Below are 17,762 nucleotides of genomic sequence, written 5' to 3'. Positions count from 1 at the left end.
CCGGCCGGCGGCGCCCGGCTTACATCGTGCGGCGGTCGAGCATCGCGCGGGCGATGGTGCCCGCGTCGACGTATTCGAGTTCGCCGCCCACCGGCACGCCGCGCGCGAGGCGCGTGACCGCGAGCCCGCGCGCCTTCAGCGTCTGGCCGAGGTAGTGCGCGGTGGCTTCGCCCTCGTTCGTGAAGTTGGTCGCGAGCACGACCTCCTTGACGACACCGTCGGACGCACGCCGCACGAGGCGGTCGAAATGGATTTCCTTCGGGCCGATCCCGTCGAGCGGGCTCAGCCGCCCCATCAGCACGAAATACAGCCCGCGGTACGTCATCGTCTGCTCGAGCATGATCTGGTCGGCCGGCGTCTCGACGACGCACAGCAGCGTCGGATCACGCTCCTCGTCGCTGCACACCTCGCAGATCTGCGCCTCCGTGAAGGTATTGCACTTCTCGCAGTGCTGCAGGTGCTCGGTCGCGAACAGCAACGACCGGCCGAGCCGTTCCGCGCCCTCCCGATCGTGCTGCATCAGGTGGTACGCCATGCGTTGCGCGGATTTCGGCCCGACGCCGGGCAATACGCGCAACGCTTCGACGAGCGCGGACAGGGCGGACGGCTGTTTCATACGGCGGCTGAAAGCTGAACGGAGGCTGCGCTCAGAACGGCAGCTTGAAACCCGGGGGCAGCGGCAGGCCCGACGTCATGCCGCTCATCTTTTCCTGCGACGTCGCTTCGGCCTTGCGCACCGCATCGTTGAACGCGGCCGCGACCAGATCCTCGAGCATGTCCTTGTCGTCCGCGAGCAGGCTCGGGTCGATCGCCACGCGACGCACTTCGTTGCGGCAGGTCATCGTCACCTTGACGAGGCCGGCACCCGACTGCCCTTCGACTTCGATCTGCGCAAGCTGCTCCTGCATCTTCTTCATGTTTTCCTGCATTTGCTGCGCTTGCTTCATCAGTCCGGCGAGGTTGCCTTTCAACATGGGAATACTCCTTCTTGATCGTGTGAAAACCGGCACGCGGCGCGTGCCGGTCAATGTGTGCGGGCGTGATTGTGCCTGTCGCAGTGCGATTCGTTCAATGCAGCGTCGGCGGCGTGCCGTCCGGCGCCGGATCGGCGAGCGGCCGCACCGAGCCTTCGACGATACGCGCGCCGAAGTCACGCACGAGCTGCTGGACGAACGGATCGCCATGGATGTCCTGCTCTGCCTCGCGCTGGCGTGCCGCACGTGCAGCCGCATCGAGTGCCGCCGCGGTGCGCCGCGCGGGCCCGACCTCGACCGCGACCTCGACGGCCTTGCCGAGCGCATCGGCCAGGGCCGCCTTCAGTTTCGCGACCTGAGCGGCGTCCGCATACTGCGGCACCGGCACGGACAGTTTCAACGTCGTCGCGTCGACGGCCGTCAGCTCGCTGTTGAATGCAAGCTGATACGCGACGCCCTTCAGCGGCAACCGCGCGGCCAGCGCCGGCCATTCGCCGTCGAAGCCGACCGGGTCGAGCGCGATCGCGGGCGGCAGCGGGCGCGTGTCGACCGGTGCGGACGGACGGGACTCCACTGCCTTCGGCGCAATGCGCACGTCGTCGGGGCCGCTGTCGAACACGGGCACGAAGCCGTCGTCCGCCGCACCGCCGAACATCTCGTCGGCGCTGAGCGGCACATATTCGTCCGGCGGAATGTCTTCCCACGGCGGCGGGGCCTGGCGCGTGTCGGCAGCCTGCGGCGCGCGGGCCGGCGCGCGCGGCGTCGGTACCTGCACGGCAGGACGCGATGCCGCCGGCTTTTCGGCGGCCGGCTGGGCCGCCGCCGGCTTGGGCGCGGCGCCCGCACGCGCGCGGTCGGACGACACGCGCATGCCGGCGTTGCGCAGCACGTCGAGTGCGGCAGCCGCACCGCCGCGGGCAGACGGGCGCGCGGCGGGTTCGGCCGGCGCAGCACGCGGCGCCGGTTCGGCAGGCAGCGCAGGTTCGTCGTTGCGCTTGGCGGCGGCAACCGGCGGTTCAGGTTCGTTGCGGACAGCCGGCGGTGCATCGCTCGGCGGTACCGCCTGAGGTGCCGGGATCGCTTGCGGCTGCGGTGCGGCCGGCGCTGCGGTCGCAGCCGATGTTGCCGCGGATGCAGATTCAGATGCCGGTGTCGAAACAGCCTTCACTGCCGGCGCAATCGCCGCATCGTCGGACTGGACCGCTGCCGGACGCGCAGCGGGCGCAGCCGCTTGCGGACGTGCGGCCGCCACGGCTGCCGGCTGCGGCGCCGACGACCTGGGTGCCGCAGCCGACGCAACGGCAGCGGCCGCACGCGGCGCGGATGCTGGTGCAGGCACGGCACGCGGCACGGCCGGCTGACCGCCCGGCGCACTGCCGGCGCCGACGGCCGGCTCGAACGCGAGCATCCGCAGCAACGTCATCGTGAAGCCGGCGTATTCGTCCGGCGCAAGGCCGAGCTCCGCGCGCCCGACCGTCGCGATCTGATAGAACAGCTGAACCTGCTCGGGGCTCAGCGTCTCCGCGAAGCGGCGCAGATCGGCCGCTTCCGGCCATTCGTCGAGCACCGACCCCGGCGCGAACTGCGCCCAGGCGATCCGGTGCAGCAGGCTGGCGAGATCCTGCAGCGCGGTGGAAAAGGACAGGCTGCGCAGCGACATCTCGTCGGCGATCGCGAGGATCTCCGGGCCGGCGCCGGCCGCGAGTGCATCGAGCAGGCGCACCATGTATGTCTGGTCGAGCGCGCCGAGCATGCCCGACACCGCCGATTCGGTCACTTCGTTCGCCGAGTACGCGATCGCCTGGTCGGTCAGCGACAGCGCATCGCGCATGCTGCCCTGCGCGGCGCGCGCGAGCAGACGCAGCGCCTGCTGCTCGAACGAGATCCGCTCTTCGCCGAGGATCCGTTCGAGGTGCGACACGATGTGCCCGGCCGGCATCTGCTTCAGGTTGAACTGCAGGCAGCGCGACAGCACGGTGACGGGAATCTTTTGCGGATCGGTGGTCGCGAGGATGAACTTGACGTGCGGCGGCGGCTCCTCGAGCGTCTTCAGCATCGCGTTGAACGCGTGGTTCGTCAGCATGTGCACTTCGTCGATCATGTAGACCTTGAAGCGCGCATCGACGGGCGCGTACACCGCGCGCTCGAGCAGCGCGGCCATTTCGTCGACGCCGCGGTTGCTCGCGGCATCCATTTCGACGTAGTCAACGAAGCGGCCTTCGTCGATCTCGCGGCACGCGCGGCACACGCCGCACGGCTGCGACGTGACGCCGGTTTCACAGTTGAGCGCCTTCGCGAAGATCCGCGACAGCGTCGTCTTGCCGACGCCGCGGGTTCCGGTAAACAGATAGGCGTGATGGAGACGCCCGCCGTCGAGCGCGTGCGTGAGCGCCCTGACGACGTGCTCCTGGCCGACGAGCGAAGCGAAATCCTTCGGACGCCACTTGCGTGCGAGAACTTGATAGGTCATCGGGAAATTGTATCAGTAACGCTGCGTCGCGCCGACACGCGAAACGGTGCGGAAAACGAGCAAGACGCAGGTAAAACGGAGAATGACGCAGAAATAAAAAACGCCCGGCGAACGGGGCGAGAGGAAAGGTGACGAGCCCGACCCTCGGCACTGGCAGAAAACGATTGTGGCTGCTTCGTTCCCGACCTGACCAGGTTCACCGCCCCACCATGCGAGGAGGCCCGTCACGGCATATTCTATCACCGCTTCCGGCCAAATGCGACCGTTTGTTCGCAACAATGCGCACGATCGAGCGAACCGGCGCGCGTACGGGCCCGTCGATCCGGCGCGAACAGGCGCGAACAGGTGGACGGATTCCGCGATAGAGACCGCGGCTCTTGTATTTTGCGAGGCGGCCTCCACGTTCGGATCACAACGGTCGAACGGCGCGTCGTACCCCTACTCGCGTAGCGGCTACTATCGCCGCCCGCAGCAGATAGCAATTTAGGCTAATATGACGCCCGAACGACCCGCGAGCCGCGCCAAGCAGCGCTTACGCCCCTCCTTCCGGGGAGCGGAGTGACCTGCCGCAGCGGCCGGCAGCCGACAGGCCGCCGGAGCGCCGCAACGCGCCAAGCAGGCAGTCCCCGAACCGTAAGAGGTATTGACCCAATGAGCGAACAGATCAAACACATCAGCGACGCATCGTTCGAACAGGACGTCGTCAAATCCGACAAGCCCGTGCTCGTCGACTTCTGGGCCGAATGGTGCGGCCCGTGCAAGATGATCGCCCCGATCCTCGACGAAGTCGCGAAGGACTACGGCGACAAGCTGCAGATCGCGAAGATCAACGTCGACGACAACCAGGCAACGCCTGCGAAATTCGGCGTGCGCGGCATCCCGACGCTGATCCTGTTCAAGAACGGCGCGGCCGCCGCACAGAAGGTCGGTGCGCTGTCGAAGTCGCAACTCACCGCATTCCTGGACAGCCACCTGTAATACCGGCCGTTCCGCGGACGTGTTGTCAACCGACAACACGTCCGCCGTCAAGCCGCCGATCGGCCGCTCAGGCGCGAATCGGCGTATGCTAGAATCAAAAAACGTCTACAAGACGCATTAAGTCTCAGAGCGCCTCCGCTCGCCCCTCCTCCCTTATTTCTTTTCGTCGCTTCTCCTCCCTGGCGGGTTCTCCGTATGCATTTATCCGAGCTCAAGTCTCTGCACGTGTCCGAACTGATCGAAATGGCCAATGGCCTGGAGATCGAAAACGCGAACCGCCTGCGCAAGCAGGAGCTGATGTTCGCCATTCTCAAAAAGCGCGCCAAGACGGGAGAGACGATCTTCGGCGACGGTACGCTCGAAGTGCTGCCGGACGGCTTCGGCTTCCTGCGCTCGCCGGAAATGTCGTACCTCGCGAGCACCGACGACATCTACATCAGCCCGTCGCAGATCCGCCGCTTCAACCTGCACACCGGCGACACCATCGAAGGTGAAGTCCGCACGCCGAAGGACGGCGAGCGCTACTTCGCGCTGGTGAAGGTCGACAAAGTCAACGGGCAGCCGCCCGAGGCCTCGAAACACAAGATCATGTTCGAGAACCTCACGCCGCTGCACCCGAACAAGCCGCTGTCGCTCGAACGCGAAATGCGCGGCGAAGAAAACGTCACGGGCCGCATCATCGACATGATCGCGCCGATCGGCAAGGGCCAGCGCGGCCTGCTCGTCGCGTCGCCGAAGTCGGGCAAGACCGTGATGCTCCAGCACATCGCACACGCGATCAAGCAGAACCATCCGGACGTCATCCTGTTCGTGCTGCTGATCGACGAGCGCCCCGAAGAAGTGACCGAAATGCAGCGCTCGGTCGCCGGCGAAGTGATCGCATCGACGTTCGACGAACCGGCCACGCGTCACGTGCAGGTCGCCGAAATGGTGATCGAGAAGGCCAAGCGCCTCGTCGAAATGAAGCACGACGTCGTGATCCTGCTCGACTCGATCACGCGTCTCGCCCGCGCCTACAACACCGTGATCCCGGCGTCGGGCAAGGTGCTGACGGGCGGTGTCGACGCGAACGCGCTGCAGCGTCCGAAGCGCTTCTTCGGTGCCGCGCGCAACATCGAGGAAGGCGGCTCGCTGACGATCATCGGCACCGCGCTGATCGAGACCGGCAGCCGCATGGACGACGTGATCTACGAAGAGTTCAAGGGCACCGGCAACATGGAAGTGCACCTCGAGCGCCGTCTCGCGGAAAAGCGCGTCTATCCGTCGATCAACCTGAACAAGTCGGGCACGCGCCGCGAAGAAATGCTGATCAAGCCCGAGATCCTGCAAAAGATCTGGGTGCTGCGCAAATTCATCCACGACATGGACGAAGTCGAGGCGATGGAGTTCCTGCTCGACAAGATCCGCCAGACGAAGAGCAATTCCGAGTTCTTCGACCTGATGCGCCGCGGCGGCTGATCGCCCTCGCCCCGCACCGAACGGCCGCCCGCGCGTTTCGCCCGGCGGCCGTTTTTTCGCACCAACCTGTACGTGAACGTACAGGTTGATCTATAATCGCGCCATCGTCCCGACCGAAGCCCCTGCCACCCCGATGCCGAACGACGCCTCCCCCTCGTTGCTGACCGTGAGCGACGCCGCGTCGCGGCTCGGCGTCACGCCGCGCACGCTGAAGTACTACGAAGAGCGCGGACTCGTCACGCCGTCGCGCAGCGGCGGCCGCTATCGCCTGTACGACGAAGCCGATCTCGAACGCTTCGCCCGCATCCTGCGGCTGCGCGCGCTCGGCTTTTCGCTGCACGGCATCACCGAGATGCTCAAGCGCCCGCTGGAAGAAACAGGAGACGGCCGGCGCCGCTATTCGGACGCATCGTTGCGCGAGATCCGCTCGGGGCTCGCCGAACAGATCGACACGCTCGATGAGCGGATCGCGGCCGTCCAGCGCGAGTTGAAGGAAGCGGTCGCGCTGCGCAAGGAACTGCAGCACGACATCGACTACGTCGAACGGCGCCTCGCCGGCGAAAACCCCGACGCGCTGATCGCGCAACGGCAGGCCGAGGCCGGCGCGCGGCGTACGCGCAAGGACCGGGAATGAACGTCGCGCCGGGTCGCTCGCCGCTCTGGAGCCGCGCGAACCTGCGCGCGGACCTGTTCCCGTGGGCGCTCGCGCTCGTCACCGGCATCGACTATTTCGACAACGCGGCCTTCTCGTTCTTCGCGAGCTACATCGCGGGCGGCGTCAACGCATCGCCCGACGAACTCGTGTGGTCGTCGAGCGCGTATGCGGTCACGGCCGTGCTCGGCATCCTGCAGCAGCAATGGTGGGTCGACCGGCTCGGGCATCGCCGCTACGTCGCCGGCTGCATGCTGATGTTCTCGTTCGGCGCGATCGCGGCCGCGCTCGCCGACACGTCGCTCGAACTCGCGTTCGCGCGCGGCTTCCAGGGCTATTTCATCGGCCCGATGATGGGTGCCTGCCGGATCCTGATCCAGGTCAGCTTCAAGCCGCAGGAGCGGCCGCCCGCCACGCGCGCGTTCCTGATCATGATCCTGCTCGGCAGCGCGCTCGCGCCGATCGTCGGCGGGCTGCTCGTCGCACATTCGACGTGGCGCGCGCTGTTCGCCTGCACCGCGCCCGCGGGCATCGCGTTCGCGATCCTCGCGCTGCTCACGCTCCCCGATTCCGGCAGGACGCCCGACGACGAACGCGGCTCCGGGCATTTCTGGCCATACGTCGTGTTCGCGCTCGCGCAAGGCGCGCTGCAGATCGTGCTGCAGCAGGTGCACTACCAGCTCTACAGCGGCTCGCCGATGCTGATCCTGCTGACGATCGCCGGCCTCGGCGCGCTCGCGTGGTTCGCCTATCACCAGTGGAACCATCCGACGCCGCTCGTGCGGCTGCACGCGTTTCGCGAACGTACGTTCCAGGTCGGGCTGCTGCTGTACATGTTCTATTACTACGAGTCGACGGGCTTCAGCTACCTGACGTCCCGCCTGCTCGAAGGCGGGCTCGGTTATCCGGTCGAGAACGCCGGGCGCCTGGTCGGCACGATGTCGCTGATCTCGGCCACCGCGCTGTTCGCCTACCTGCGCCATGCGAAGCGCGTCACGCACAAGAAGTGGTTCGTCGTGCCGGGGTTCGCGATCGCGGTCACGGCCGCGCTGTGGATGACGCGGATGACGCCCCAGGTCGGCGAGGCCGCGCTGATCGTCCCGCTGCTGCTGCGCGGGCTGTTGCTGCTGTTCATCGTGCTGCCGGTCGCGAACCTGACGTTCCGCATCTTCGCGATCGACGAGTACACGCACGGCTATCGGCTGAAGAACATCGTGCGGCAATTGACGATCTCGTTCGCGACGTCGTCGGTGATCATCGTCGAGCAACACCGGCTGGCCCTGCACCAGACGCGGCTCGTCGAGCGCGCGAACGTGTTCGATCCGCTGTTCCAGCAGACCGTCGACGCCCTCACGCGCGGTTATGCGGCCGCCGGCCATGCACTGAACGAGGCGCACGCCCTCGCGATCGCATCGATCGCGCGGATGGTCGCGCAACAGGCGTCGTTCCTCGCGTCGCTCGACGGCTTCTATTTCCTGGCGGGCGTCGCGCTGGTCGGCGGCCTGTTCGCGGCATGGCAAAAAGAGATCGATTGAGTTAAAAGACAGGCTTTGGATTTCCCCGCGCTGCTTCCATGCTCTCGAAACTGACCCGCTGGTTCGACGATCGCCGCCGCGACCGCGCGCTGCGCAGCCATCCGATTCCCGATGCGCTGTGGCAGGACACCGTCGCACGCCTGCCGTTCCTCGCTGCGCTGACGCCCGCCGACCTGGGCCGCCTGCGCGAGCTGACGAGCCTGTTCATCGCGAAGAAATCGTTTTCGACCGCGCACGGGCTCGAGCTGACCGACGAAATGATCGTCGCGATCGCCGCGCAGGCGTGCCTGCCCGTGCTGAATCTCGATCTGTCGCTGTATGACGGCTGGGTCGGCGTCGTCGTGTATCCGGGCGAATTCGTGATCCGCAAGACCGTGCAGGACGACGACGGCGTCGTCCATGAAGTCGAGCAGGACGCGAGCGGCGAAGCGTGGGAAGGGGGGCCGGTGATCCTGTCGTGGGAAGACGCGCAGATGACGGACGGCCGCGACGCGTACAACGTCGTGATCCACGAGTTCGCGCACAAGATCGACATGGTCAACGGCGAGGCCGACGGCTATCCGCCCCTCTTTCGCCGCTGGCACGCGCCGCACCTCGACGCGCAGGCGTGGGCCGACGTGTTCGAGCACGCGTACGACCAGTTCTGCGCGCGCGTCGATGCGGTGCCGGATCGCGCGTGGGCGCGCTTCGAGCGCGACTCGCTGATCGATCCCTATGCGGCCGATCACCCGTCGGAGTTCTTCGCGGTGTGCAGCGAGGCGCTGTTCGTGCGACCGCGCGCGTTCGAGTCCGAATTTCCGGAGCTCTACCGGCTGCTCGCCCGCTATTACCGGCAGGATCCGGCCCGCACGGGCGCCCTCGACACGCGATGAAAATTATTCGTCAACCGTCTGATTTTCTGGCATAATCGCCGTTTTTCGACCTTAGGCAAGTGGCTCGCGCCGGGCTTGACGTCGGCTGAAATCGCGCAAATGCGTGCGGTCCGGCACGGCAAGCGGCGGGTTGGCTACCGCTCTCACCAAGGAACATCATGAAACCTGGCATTCACCCGGACTACCGCGAAGTCGTCTTCCAAGACATGTCGAACGGCTTCAAGTTCATCACGCGCTCGACGATCCAGACGCGTGAAACCATCGAACACGAAGGCAAGACCTACCCGCTCGCCAAGATCGAAGTGTCGTCGGAATCGCACTCGTTCTACACGGGTCAGCAAAAGATCATGGACACGGCAGGCCGTGTCGAGAAGTTCAAGAACAAGTTCGGCGTTCGCGCCAACGGCAAGGCGAAGTAAGCTTCGCACCGTTCCGGTGGTTGCAACGCACCGGTACCGCACGAAAGGGCAGCCCAGGCTGCCCTTTTTTGTCGCCGCTCGCCGGGACAACGCCGCACGGCGGCCGGGCAATCGTCTGACGCGCAACGGCCGGCGCGTCTACAATGCCGGATGCTCGAATCCGCGCCGTCGGCGCATGACCGCACCGGCCGCCCGCTCATAACAAATCGCTCATCTGCATGAAGCCTGTCGTTCGCCTCACCGCCTCCGCCACGCGCGCGCTGCCGCGCTGGCTGCTGCTCACGCTCTGCCTCGTCTACGCGGCGTTCGGCCTGTTCGGCCGCGATCCGTGGAAGAACGAGGACGCGGCGGGCTTCGGCGTGATGTGGACGATGGCCACCGGCGGCTGGCACGACTGGCTGCTGCCGAATCTCGTCGGCAAGTTCATCACGACCGACGGGCCGCTCGCCTACTGGCTCGGCGCGCTGTCGATCCGCGCGCTGGCGCCGTGGGTCGACGCGAGCAACGCGTCGCGCGTCGACACGGGCGTGCTGTTCTGCGTCGCGTGCGCGTTCGTCTGGTATGCGGCCTATCTGCTCGGCCGGCGTGCGGAGGTCCAACCGTTCAAGTACGCATTCGGCGGCGAGCCGGAGCCGCGCGACTACGGCCGCACGCTCGCCGACGGCGCGCTGCTGGTCCTCGTCGCATGCTTCGGGCTCGCGGAGCGCGGCCACGAAACGACGCCGCAGCTCGCGCAGTTCGCGTGGATCGCGATGTTCGTGTACGGCATCGTGCGCGGCATCGACAAGCCGCTGCAGGGTGCGCTGTGGTGGGGCGCCGCGATCGGCCTCGTCGCGCTGTCCGGCAACCCGGTGCTGGTCATCGCGCTGCTCGCCGGCACGGCCGCGCTGTGGCTCGTCACGCCGGAGATGCGCAACCTGCGCCTGCCGCTGATCGGCCTGCCGCTCGCGGCCGCGATCTTCGCGCTGTGGCCGCTCGCCGCCTTCCAGGCAGCGCCGGACGACGCCGCATGGTTCTTCAATCAGTGGATCCACGGCAGCCTGATGCGCTTCTCGGGCCCGCCGACCGCGGTGCTCGCGTATGCGGCAAAGAACCTGCCGCTGTTTACGTGGCCCGCATGGCCGCTCGCGATCTGGGCCTGGTGGAGCTGGGCCGGCATGCGCCGCCGCGCGCACATCGCGATTCCACTGTCGGTCGTGGTGCCGCTCGTCGCGCTCGTGATCCTGCAGAGCCAGCAGTCGAACCGCATGTACATGCTGTTGCTGCCGCCGCTCGCGGTGCTCGCCACCTTCGCGCTGCCGACCCTCAAGCGCGGCGCGATCAACGCGTTCGACTGGTTCGCGGTGCTGAGCTTCACGATCCTCGGCACCTTCGTGTGGCTCGTGTGGCTCGCGTCGCTCACCGGCTTCCCGCATCCGCTCGCGCGCAACCTCGCGCGCCTCGTGCCGGGCTACGAACCGCACTTCAAGATCCTGTCGTTCGTCTGCGCGGTGATCGTCACCGTGTGCTGGTGCCTGCTCGCGCGCTGGCGCGTGTCGCGCCAGCCGAAGGTGCTGTGGCGCAGCGTCGTGCTGTCGGGTGCGGGCACCACGCTGATGTGGGTGCTGCTGATGACGCTGTGGCTGCCGATCGTCAACTACGGCCGGACCTACAGCGACGTCGCGCAACAGATCGCGTCGCACCTGCCGAAAGACTATGAGTGCATCTCGCCCGTGCGGCTCGGCGATGCGCAGATCGCGACCTTCGCGTATTTCGGCGACATGCACTTCGAATTCTCGGGCGACTGCGACGTGATCCTGCGCCAGGATCGCTCCGACTTCGGCGAGCCGAGCGCGATGTCGCAATACGTGTGGCGCCTCGTATGGGAAGGCCGCCGCGTGGCCGACCGCGACGAGCGCTTCCGCCTGTACGAGCGCATCGAGCGGCCGGCGGCGCCCGTCAAGCGCCGTGGCCCACGCCACCGGGCGGTCGATTGACGATGTTCGCCGACATCCGCCGGATCGTCGGCCTCGCGTGGCCGGTGCTCGTCGGCCAGCTCGCGATCATCGCGTTCGGCGTGATCGACACGGCGATGGTCGGCCGCTACTCTGCCATCGACCTCGCCGCGCTCGGGCTCGGTTCGTCGATCTACGTGTCGGTCTACATCGGGTTGACGGGCATCCTGTCCGCGCTGCAGCCGATCACCGGGCAGCTGTACGGCGCGCGGCGCTACGCCGAGATCGGCGAGGAAGTCCGCCAGGCGCTGTGGCTCGCGCTGATGCTCGCGGTGCCCGGCTTCCTGCTGCTGCATTTTCCCGAACCGCTGCTGCACATCGCCCACGCGCCGTCCGCGTTGCACGACCGCACGGTCGATTACCTGCGAATCCTGTCGTACGGCCTGCCGGCGAGCCTCGTGTTCCGGATCTACAACGCGCTGACCAACGCGGCCGGCAAGCCGCGCCTCGCGATGATCCTGCAGGTCGGCGCGCTGCTGCTCAAGTTTCCGCTCAACGTGTGGTTCATCTTCGGCGGGCTCGGCGTGCCGGCCCTCGGCGGCCCCGGTTGCGGGCTCGCCAGTACGCTGATCAACTGGGCGCTCGCGCTGATCGGCTTCACGCTGCTCGCGAAGCTCGACGTGTTCTCGCCGCTTTCGATCTTCTCGCGCTTTTGCTGGCCCGTCTGGGCGCGCCAGAAGGCGATCCTGAAGCTCGGCGTGCCGATGGGCCTGTCGTACCTGATCGAGGTCACGTCGTACACGTGCATGGCGCTCTTCATCGCGCAGTTCGGCACGACGACGCTCGCCGGCCACCAGATCGCCGGCAACATCGGCGCGGTGCTGTACATGACGCCGCTGTCGATCGGGGTCGCGGCGTCGACGCTGGTGGCCCGCGCGCTCGGTGCCGGCCGCCCGGACGAGGCGCGGCTGCTCGGCCGCCACAGCGTCATGCTCGCGTGCGGGATCGCGGCCGCGTACGGCGTGCTCGTGTTCACGCTGCGTCCGCTGATCGTCAGCGGTTACACGCCGAATCCGGCCGTGGCCGCCGCCGCGCTGCCGCTGGTCGCGATCGTCACCTGCTACCACTTCTTCGACGCGCTGCAGATCACGTCCGCCTTCGTGCTGCGCGCGTACAAGGTCGCGGTCGTGCCGACCGTGATCTATGCGGTCGCGCTGTGGGGCGTCGGACTCGGCGGCGGCTACGTGCTCGGCTTCGACGTCGGCGGCCTCGCCCCCGCCTGGCTGACCGGCGCGCGCGGCTTCTGGTTCGCGAACACGATCAGCCTGATGCTGGCGGGCGCGGGCCTCGCGCTCTACCTGCGCCACGTCAGCCACGCGCAACCGGCCGTCGGCGCATACGGCGCATGACGCACGGCGTGCGGCCTACGCGTCCTCCAGCACGTCGGCCGCGTGGTACGAGGACCGCACGAGCGGTCCGGCAACGACTTCCCTGAAACCGAGCGCCAGCCCCTCGTCGCGCCACGCGGCGAACGCATCGGGGCTCACGTAGCGTCGCACCGGCAGATGGTGCGCGGACGGCGCGAGATACTGGCCGAGCGTCAGCACGTCGACCTCGTGCGCGCGCAGGTCGCGCAGCGTGTCCCGCACCTCGTCGTCGCACTCGCCGAGCCCGAGCATCAAGCCCGATTTCGTCACGAGCGTCGGCCGCGCGGCCTTCGCGTGCGCGAGCAGTTCGAGCGAGCCGCGATAGTCGGCGCCCGGCCGCGCCGCCCGATACAGCGACGGCACCGTCTCGATGTTGTGATTGAACACGTCCGGCCACGCCGACGACAACGCATCGAGCGCACGCGCGACGCGGCCGCGGAAATCGGGCGTCAGCACCTCGACGCCGATGCCCGGCACGCTCGCGCGCACCGCCGCGATGCAGGCGGCAAAATGCGCGGCGCCGCCGTCGCGCAGGTCGTCGCGATCGACCGACGTGATCACGACGTAGCGCAGCCCGAGCGCCGCGACCGCGGCCGCGAGCCGCGCGGGCTCGTCGGGATCGAGCGGCTCGGGACGGCCGTGCGCGACGTCGCAGAACGGGCAGCGCCGCGTGCACAGCCCGCCCATGATCATGAAGGTCGCGGTGCGCTGCGCGAAGCATTCGCCGATGTTCGGGCACATCGCCTCCTCGCAGACGGAATGCAGCCGATGCTCGCGCAGCACGGCCGCCATGTCGGCGACCGCCCCGCTCATCATCGGCCGCGCCCGCAGCCACGGCGGCTTCGGCAGCGCCGCGCCGCCCGCGGGCTCGACGCGCACCGGAATGCGCGCGAGCTTGTCGCGACTGCGCGCGCCCGGCTGGCCGAGCGCGGTGAGGCTGGGTCGTTCGAGCGCGGCGGTCATCGTCAGTCTCCGAGGAACGCGACGATCAGGCGGTTCACGTCGGCAGCCGCCTCCATCTGCACCATGTGGCCGCTGCCGGCAATCACCTCGGCACGCACGCCGTCCGGCAAGCCCTGCGCGTGCCGCGCCGGAATCACCTGGTCGTGCTCGCCCCAGATCACAAGCGTGCGCGGCGCGAGCGCCCCGACGCGGTCGCGGAACACACGCCGCTGGGCCGCACCGTCGAACGCGGCGCTCGCGATCTTCTCCAGCGCGGCCTGCACGCCTTCGAGCCGCTTGTACTTGACGAGATCCTCGACCAGTTGCCGCGTGACGAGCGCGTGGTCCGCGAACAGCGCGCCGAGGTGCGGCTTCAGCGTGTTGCGGCTGTTGCCGGCGACGAAGCCGTCGATGTAATCGCGGTTGATGTCGGCGCCGAGCCCAGCACTCGCGATCAGCGTCAGCGATGCGACGCGCTCCGGCGCGCTGTCGGCCAACGTCATCGCCACCGCGCCGCCCATCGAATGGCCGATCAGGTGCGCGCGCTCGATGTGCTGCGCATCGAGCAGCGCGAGCACCGCATCGGCCAGTTCGTCGAGGCTGCCGGTGTCGACTGCCTTGCCCGACTCGCCATGCCCCGGCAGATCGAGCGCCCAGACGGGCCGGTGCGCGGCGAGCTCCGCGTGGTTGAACAGCCAGTTGTTGAGGTCGCCGCCGAAGCCGTGGATCAGCACGGCGGGCGTGCCCGAGCCGTCGCCGAGCTTCAGGAACCGGACCGTGCGTCCGCCGATCTGCGCCTTCTCGGGCTGCGGGCCGGCCGCGTCGTCGGCGGCCGCGGCCGGCACGAAATCGCGCTGGAATTCGGCGATCGCCGCGTCGATGTCGGCATCGCTCGCCTCGGCCGCGGCCACCACGCCGAGCAGCGCGCCGACCGGCAGCGTCTCGCCCTCCTGCGCGACCTGCCGGCGCAGCGTGCCGTCGAACGCGCACTCGACGCCCGACGAGATCTTGTCGGTCTCGACGTCGAGCACTTCGTCGCCCTTCGTCACGCGCTCGCCGATCGCCTTCAGCCAGCCGTTGACCTGCCCTTGCTCCATCGACAGCCCCCACTTGGGCATCGTGATCATGTGAATCGACATCGTGTCAGCTCCTGGTCTTGAGTACCGCCTGCGCGATCGCGTCGGCGGACGGGATGTAAAGGTCTTCCAGCACGCCGGCGAACGGCGCGGGCGTATGCGGCGCGGTGACGAGCTCGATCGGCGCCTTGAGCGTCCGGAATGCGCGCTGTGCGACGAGCGCGGCGATGTCGGTCGCGATCGAGCAGCGCGGGTTCGCTTCATCGACCACCACCACGCGCCCGGTGCGTGCCGCGCTTTCGAGGATCGTTTCCTCGTCGAGCGGCGACGTCGTACGCAGGTCGATCACGTCGACGTGAATGCCGTCCTTCGCGAGCTTCGCGGCCGCGTCGGTCGCGAGATGCACCATCCGGCCGTACGTGACGATCGTCGCGTCGTCGCCTTCGCGCACGACGTTCGCCTCGCCGAACGGAATCGCATAGGATTCCTCAGGTACGTCGCCTTCGCGCGTGTAAAGCAGCTTGTGTTCGAGGAAGATCACGGGATCGTTGTCGCGGATCGACTGGATCAGCAGCCCCTTCGCGTCGTAAGGCGTCGACGGGCACACGACCTTCAGCCCCGGAATGTGCGTAAACAGCGACGTGAGCATCTGCGAATGCTGCGCGGCCGCGCGCAGGCCCGCGCCGTACATCGCGCGGATCACGACCGGCGTCACGGCCTTGCCGCCGAACATGTAGCGGAATTTCGCGGCCTGGTTGAAGATCTGGTCGAAGCACACGCCCATGAAATCGATGAACATCAGCTCCGCGACGGGCCGCATCCCGCACGCGGCCGCGCCGACCGCCGCGCCGATGTAGCCGCCTTCCGACAGCGGCGTATCGAGCACGCGGCCCGGAAACTTGTGAAACAGCCCCTTCGTCACGCCGAGCACGCCGCCCCATGCGTCGTCCTCGCCCGGCGCACCCGCGCCGCCCGCATTGTCCTCGCCCATCACGATCACGCTGTCGTCGCGCGCCATTTCCTGCGCGAGCGCCTCGTTGATCGCCTGCGAATAAGTGATCTTCCTTGCCATGTCTGTCTCCTGGGATATTCGGTTCGGCGTGCCGGCTGCGCCGGCCGCCGGCGGCTATGTCAGAGCGCGCTCACGGGTACGACACGTACACGTCGGTCAGCAGGTCGGCCGCGTCGGGCAGCGGCGCGGCCTTCGCCTGCGCGACCGCATCGTCGATCAGCGCCTTCACCTGCGCATCGACCGCGCGCAGATCGTCGGTCGTCAGCACCTCGGCACGCACGACGCGCGCTTCGAAATGCTTCAGGCAATCCTTCTCGTCGCGCAGCTTCTGCACTTCGCCCGGCGCGCGGTAGGTCTGCGCATCGCCTTCGAAATGGCCGAAGTAGCGCGTGAACTTCACCTCGACGAGCGTCGGGCCGCCGCCGTTGCGCGCGCGCGCGACGGCTTCGCCGAGCGCCTCGTGCACCGCGAAGAAGTCGAAGCCGTCGACGATCACGCCCGGCATCCCGAAGCCGTTCGCGCGGTCGGCGATGTTGTCGGTCGCGACCGACCAGCTCGACGACGTCGCTTCCGCATAGCCATTGTTCTCGGCCACGAAGATCGCCGGCAGGCGCCACACCGACGCGAGGTTCATCGATTCGAAGATCACGCCCTGGTTCGACGCGCCGTCGCCGAAGAAGCACACGCCGACGCCGCCGGTCTTCTTGTGCTTGGCCGCGAGCGCCGCGCCGCACACGAGCGGGCCGCCCGCGCCGACGATCCCGTTCGCGCCGAGCATCCCCATCGCCAGGTCGGCGATGTGCATCGAGCCGCCCTTGCCGTGGCAGACGCCCGTCTTCTTGCCGTAGATCTCGGCCATCATCCCGTGCACGTCGACGCCTTTCGCGATGCAGTGGCCGTGCCCGCGGTGCGTGGTGGCGACGTAGTCTGCAAGTCCGAGATGCAGCATCGTGCCGACCGCGGAAGCCTCCTCGCCCGCGTACAGGTGAACGAAGCCGGGGATTTCACCGGTCGCGAACTCGACGTGCAGGCGCTCCTCGAATTCGCGGATCGTGCGCATCAGCCGGTAGGCGTCCAGCAGCGTGTCCCTGCTGAGCTGTGTCGAAACGGTCATGTGTGTCTCCTGGATAGGTCTGACTGCGAATGCCGCCGCGGCAACGCCCCGGCGACGGATTGCACGGCGTGCGCCGTCAATGGAACGTGAAGCCGCCGTCGACGTTCACGGCCTGGCCGGTCACGTTGTCCATCGTCGCGAAGAACAGCGCGAGCCGGCCCATGTCTTCCGGCGTCTGCGCGCGGCCCTGCGGGATCAGCGTCAACTGGTGCCGCTGCCACGATTCCTCGACCGATTCGCCGTCGGTCTTCCACTCGTCGGACAGCCGGTCCCACATGTAGGTACGGACGATGCCGGGGCAGATCGCGTTGACGGTCACCCCGTCGCGCGCAAGCTCCTTCGCGAGCGCGTTGGTGAAGCCGACGACCGCGAATTTCGATGCGCTGTAATGCGCGAGATTCGGAAAGCCTTCCTTGCCCGCGATCGACGCGACGTTGATGATCCGGCCGCATCCCTGCGCCTTCAGATGCGGGAGCGCCGCGCGGCAACCGAGGAACGTGCCCTTCGCGTTCACGTCCATCACGAAATCCCAGTCGCGCTCGGTCAGCGCCTCGACCGGATGAATGCTGATCACGCCCGCGCAATTCACGAGGATGTCGAGCCGGCCCAGTTCGGCGCGCGCCTGCGCGACCATCGCGTCGACCTGCGCGGCCTGCGTGACGTCGACCTTCGCGATCGCCGCGCGGCGGCCGAGCGCGCGCACCTCGCGGGCGGTCGCGTCGAGTGCGTCGTCGAGCAGATCGGCCAGCAGGATGTCGGCGCCCGCGCCGGCGAGCGTCAGCGCAATGCCGCGGCCGATGCCGCGCGCGCCGCCGGTCACGATGGCGACCTGTCCTTCGAGCGGGTTTTTCATGGCAATGTCTCCTTGATGATCGTTATGGATGCCGAAATACTGTTCG

General features: G+C 67.7%; 16 protein-coding genes and 1 other RNA gene. 8 read left to right on the top strand and 9 right to left on the bottom strand.

Annotated elements, in window-relative coordinates; translation table 11 throughout:
• Window positions 1–19 precede the first annotated feature (19 nt).
• From recR to ffs, 4 genes are all read right to left on the bottom strand, one after another.
• Window positions 20–616, bottom strand: coding sequence for a recombination mediator RecR (gene recR / locus U5A56_RS08375; protein ID WP_044847271.1), 597 nt, complete (start codon window positions 614–616; stop codon window positions 20–22).
• 31 nt (window positions 617–647) lie between these two features.
• The gene (locus U5A56_RS08370) at window positions 648–974 is read right to left on the bottom strand and encodes a YbaB/EbfC family nucleoid-associated protein (RefSeq protein ID WP_006755698.1); all 327 of its coding nucleotides are present in this window, start codon (window positions 972–974) and stop codon (window positions 648–650) included.
• Window positions 975–1,068: 94 nt separating this feature from the next.
• Complete coding sequence (locus U5A56_RS08365) at window positions 1,069–3,444, bottom strand: DNA polymerase III subunit gamma/tau (RefSeq protein ID WP_321921827.1); 2,376 nt, start codon at window positions 3,442–3,444, stop codon at window positions 1,069–1,071.
• Between the two features lie 127 nt (window positions 3,445–3,571).
• Window positions 3,572–3,670: signal recognition particle sRNA small type (gene ffs, locus U5A56_RS08360), an RNA gene on the bottom strand.
• A gap of 425 nt (window positions 3,671–4,095) precedes the next feature.
• On the opposite strand from ffs, the gene trxA reads away from it, so the two are divergent.
• From trxA to U5A56_RS08320, 8 genes are all read left to right on the top strand, one after another.
• The gene (trxA, locus tag U5A56_RS08355; protein ID WP_006402348.1) at window positions 4,096–4,422 is read left to right on the top strand and encodes a thioredoxin TrxA; all 327 of its coding nucleotides are present in this window, start codon (window positions 4,096–4,098) and stop codon (window positions 4,420–4,422) included.
• A gap of 195 nt (window positions 4,423–4,617) precedes the next feature.
• On the top strand, window positions 4,618–5,880 hold the full coding sequence (gene rho / locus U5A56_RS08350) for a transcription termination factor Rho (RefSeq protein WP_006478662.1): 1,263 nt from the start codon (window positions 4,618–4,620) through the stop codon (window positions 5,878–5,880).
• 133 nt (window positions 5,881–6,013) lie between these two features.
• Complete coding sequence (locus tag U5A56_RS08345; protein WP_044847269.1) at window positions 6,014–6,514, top strand: MerR family transcriptional regulator; 501 nt, start codon at window positions 6,014–6,016, stop codon at window positions 6,512–6,514.
• Window positions 6,511–8,067: an MFS transporter gene (locus U5A56_RS08340; RefSeq protein ID WP_321921825.1), complete on the top strand. Its 1,557-nt coding sequence runs from the start codon at window positions 6,511–6,513 to the stop codon at window positions 8,065–8,067. Before U5A56_RS08345 ends, U5A56_RS08340 begins: the two co-directional genes overlap by 4 nt.
• A 38-nt stretch (window positions 8,068–8,105) precedes the next feature.
• Window positions 8,106–8,939, top strand: coding sequence for a M90 family metallopeptidase (locus U5A56_RS08335; protein WP_321921823.1), 834 nt, complete (start codon window positions 8,106–8,108; stop codon window positions 8,937–8,939).
• 158 nt (window positions 8,940–9,097) lie between these two features.
• Window positions 9,098–9,358, top strand: a complete 261-nt coding sequence (locus U5A56_RS08330; RefSeq protein ID WP_044847266.1) for a type B 50S ribosomal protein L31 — start codon at window positions 9,098–9,100, stop codon at window positions 9,356–9,358.
• Between the two features lie 218 nt (window positions 9,359–9,576).
• Window positions 9,577–11,334, top strand: coding sequence for a glycosyltransferase family 39 protein (locus tag U5A56_RS08325; RefSeq protein WP_321809154.1), 1,758 nt, complete (start codon window positions 9,577–9,579; stop codon window positions 11,332–11,334).
• Between the two features lie 2 nt (window positions 11,335–11,336).
• Window positions 11,337–12,701, top strand: coding sequence for an MATE family efflux transporter (locus U5A56_RS08320; RefSeq protein WP_321921820.1), 1,365 nt, complete (start codon window positions 11,337–11,339; stop codon window positions 12,699–12,701).
• A 15-nt stretch (window positions 12,702–12,716) separates the two neighbouring features.
• Here the strand turns inward: U5A56_RS08320 and lipA are convergent, their stop codons facing one another.
• The 5 genes from lipA to U5A56_RS08295 form a co-directional block, all read right to left on the bottom strand.
• Entirely contained in the window at window positions 12,717–13,682 is a 966-nt protein-coding gene (lipA, locus tag U5A56_RS08315) for a lipoyl synthase (protein WP_321800987.1), read from the bottom strand.
• A gap of 2 nt (window positions 13,683–13,684) precedes the next feature.
• On the bottom strand, window positions 13,685–14,800 hold the full coding sequence (locus U5A56_RS08310) for an acetoin dehydrogenase dihydrolipoyllysine-residue acetyltransferase subunit (protein ID WP_321921818.1): 1,116 nt from the start codon (window positions 14,798–14,800) through the stop codon (window positions 13,685–13,687).
• A 4-nt stretch (window positions 14,801–14,804) separates the two neighbouring features.
• Entirely contained in the window at window positions 14,805–15,809 is a 1,005-nt protein-coding gene (locus U5A56_RS08305) for an alpha-ketoacid dehydrogenase subunit beta (RefSeq protein WP_044847261.1), read from the bottom strand.
• A gap of 70 nt (window positions 15,810–15,879) precedes the next feature.
• Window positions 15,880–16,863 (bottom strand): thiamine pyrophosphate-dependent dehydrogenase E1 component subunit alpha, encoded by a 984-nt coding sequence (locus U5A56_RS08300; protein ID WP_044847260.1) that lies wholly within the window; start codon window positions 16,861–16,863, stop codon window positions 15,880–15,882.
• Window positions 16,864–16,939: 76 nt separating this feature from the next.
• A complete protein-coding gene (locus tag U5A56_RS08295; RefSeq protein WP_321921816.1) occupies window positions 16,940–17,716 on the bottom strand; it encodes an SDR family NAD(P)-dependent oxidoreductase in 777 nt (258 codons plus the stop codon).
• Between the last annotated feature and the right edge of the window lie 46 nt (window positions 17,717–17,762).

The sequence above is a fragment of the Burkholderia sp. BCC1998 genome (assembly GCF_905339875.1).
Lineage (GTDB): Bacteria > Pseudomonadota > Gammaproteobacteria > Burkholderiales > Burkholderiaceae > Burkholderia.
Note: the sequence above shows the minus strand (reverse complement) of the source record. Positions and strands in the feature narration are given on the sequence as shown.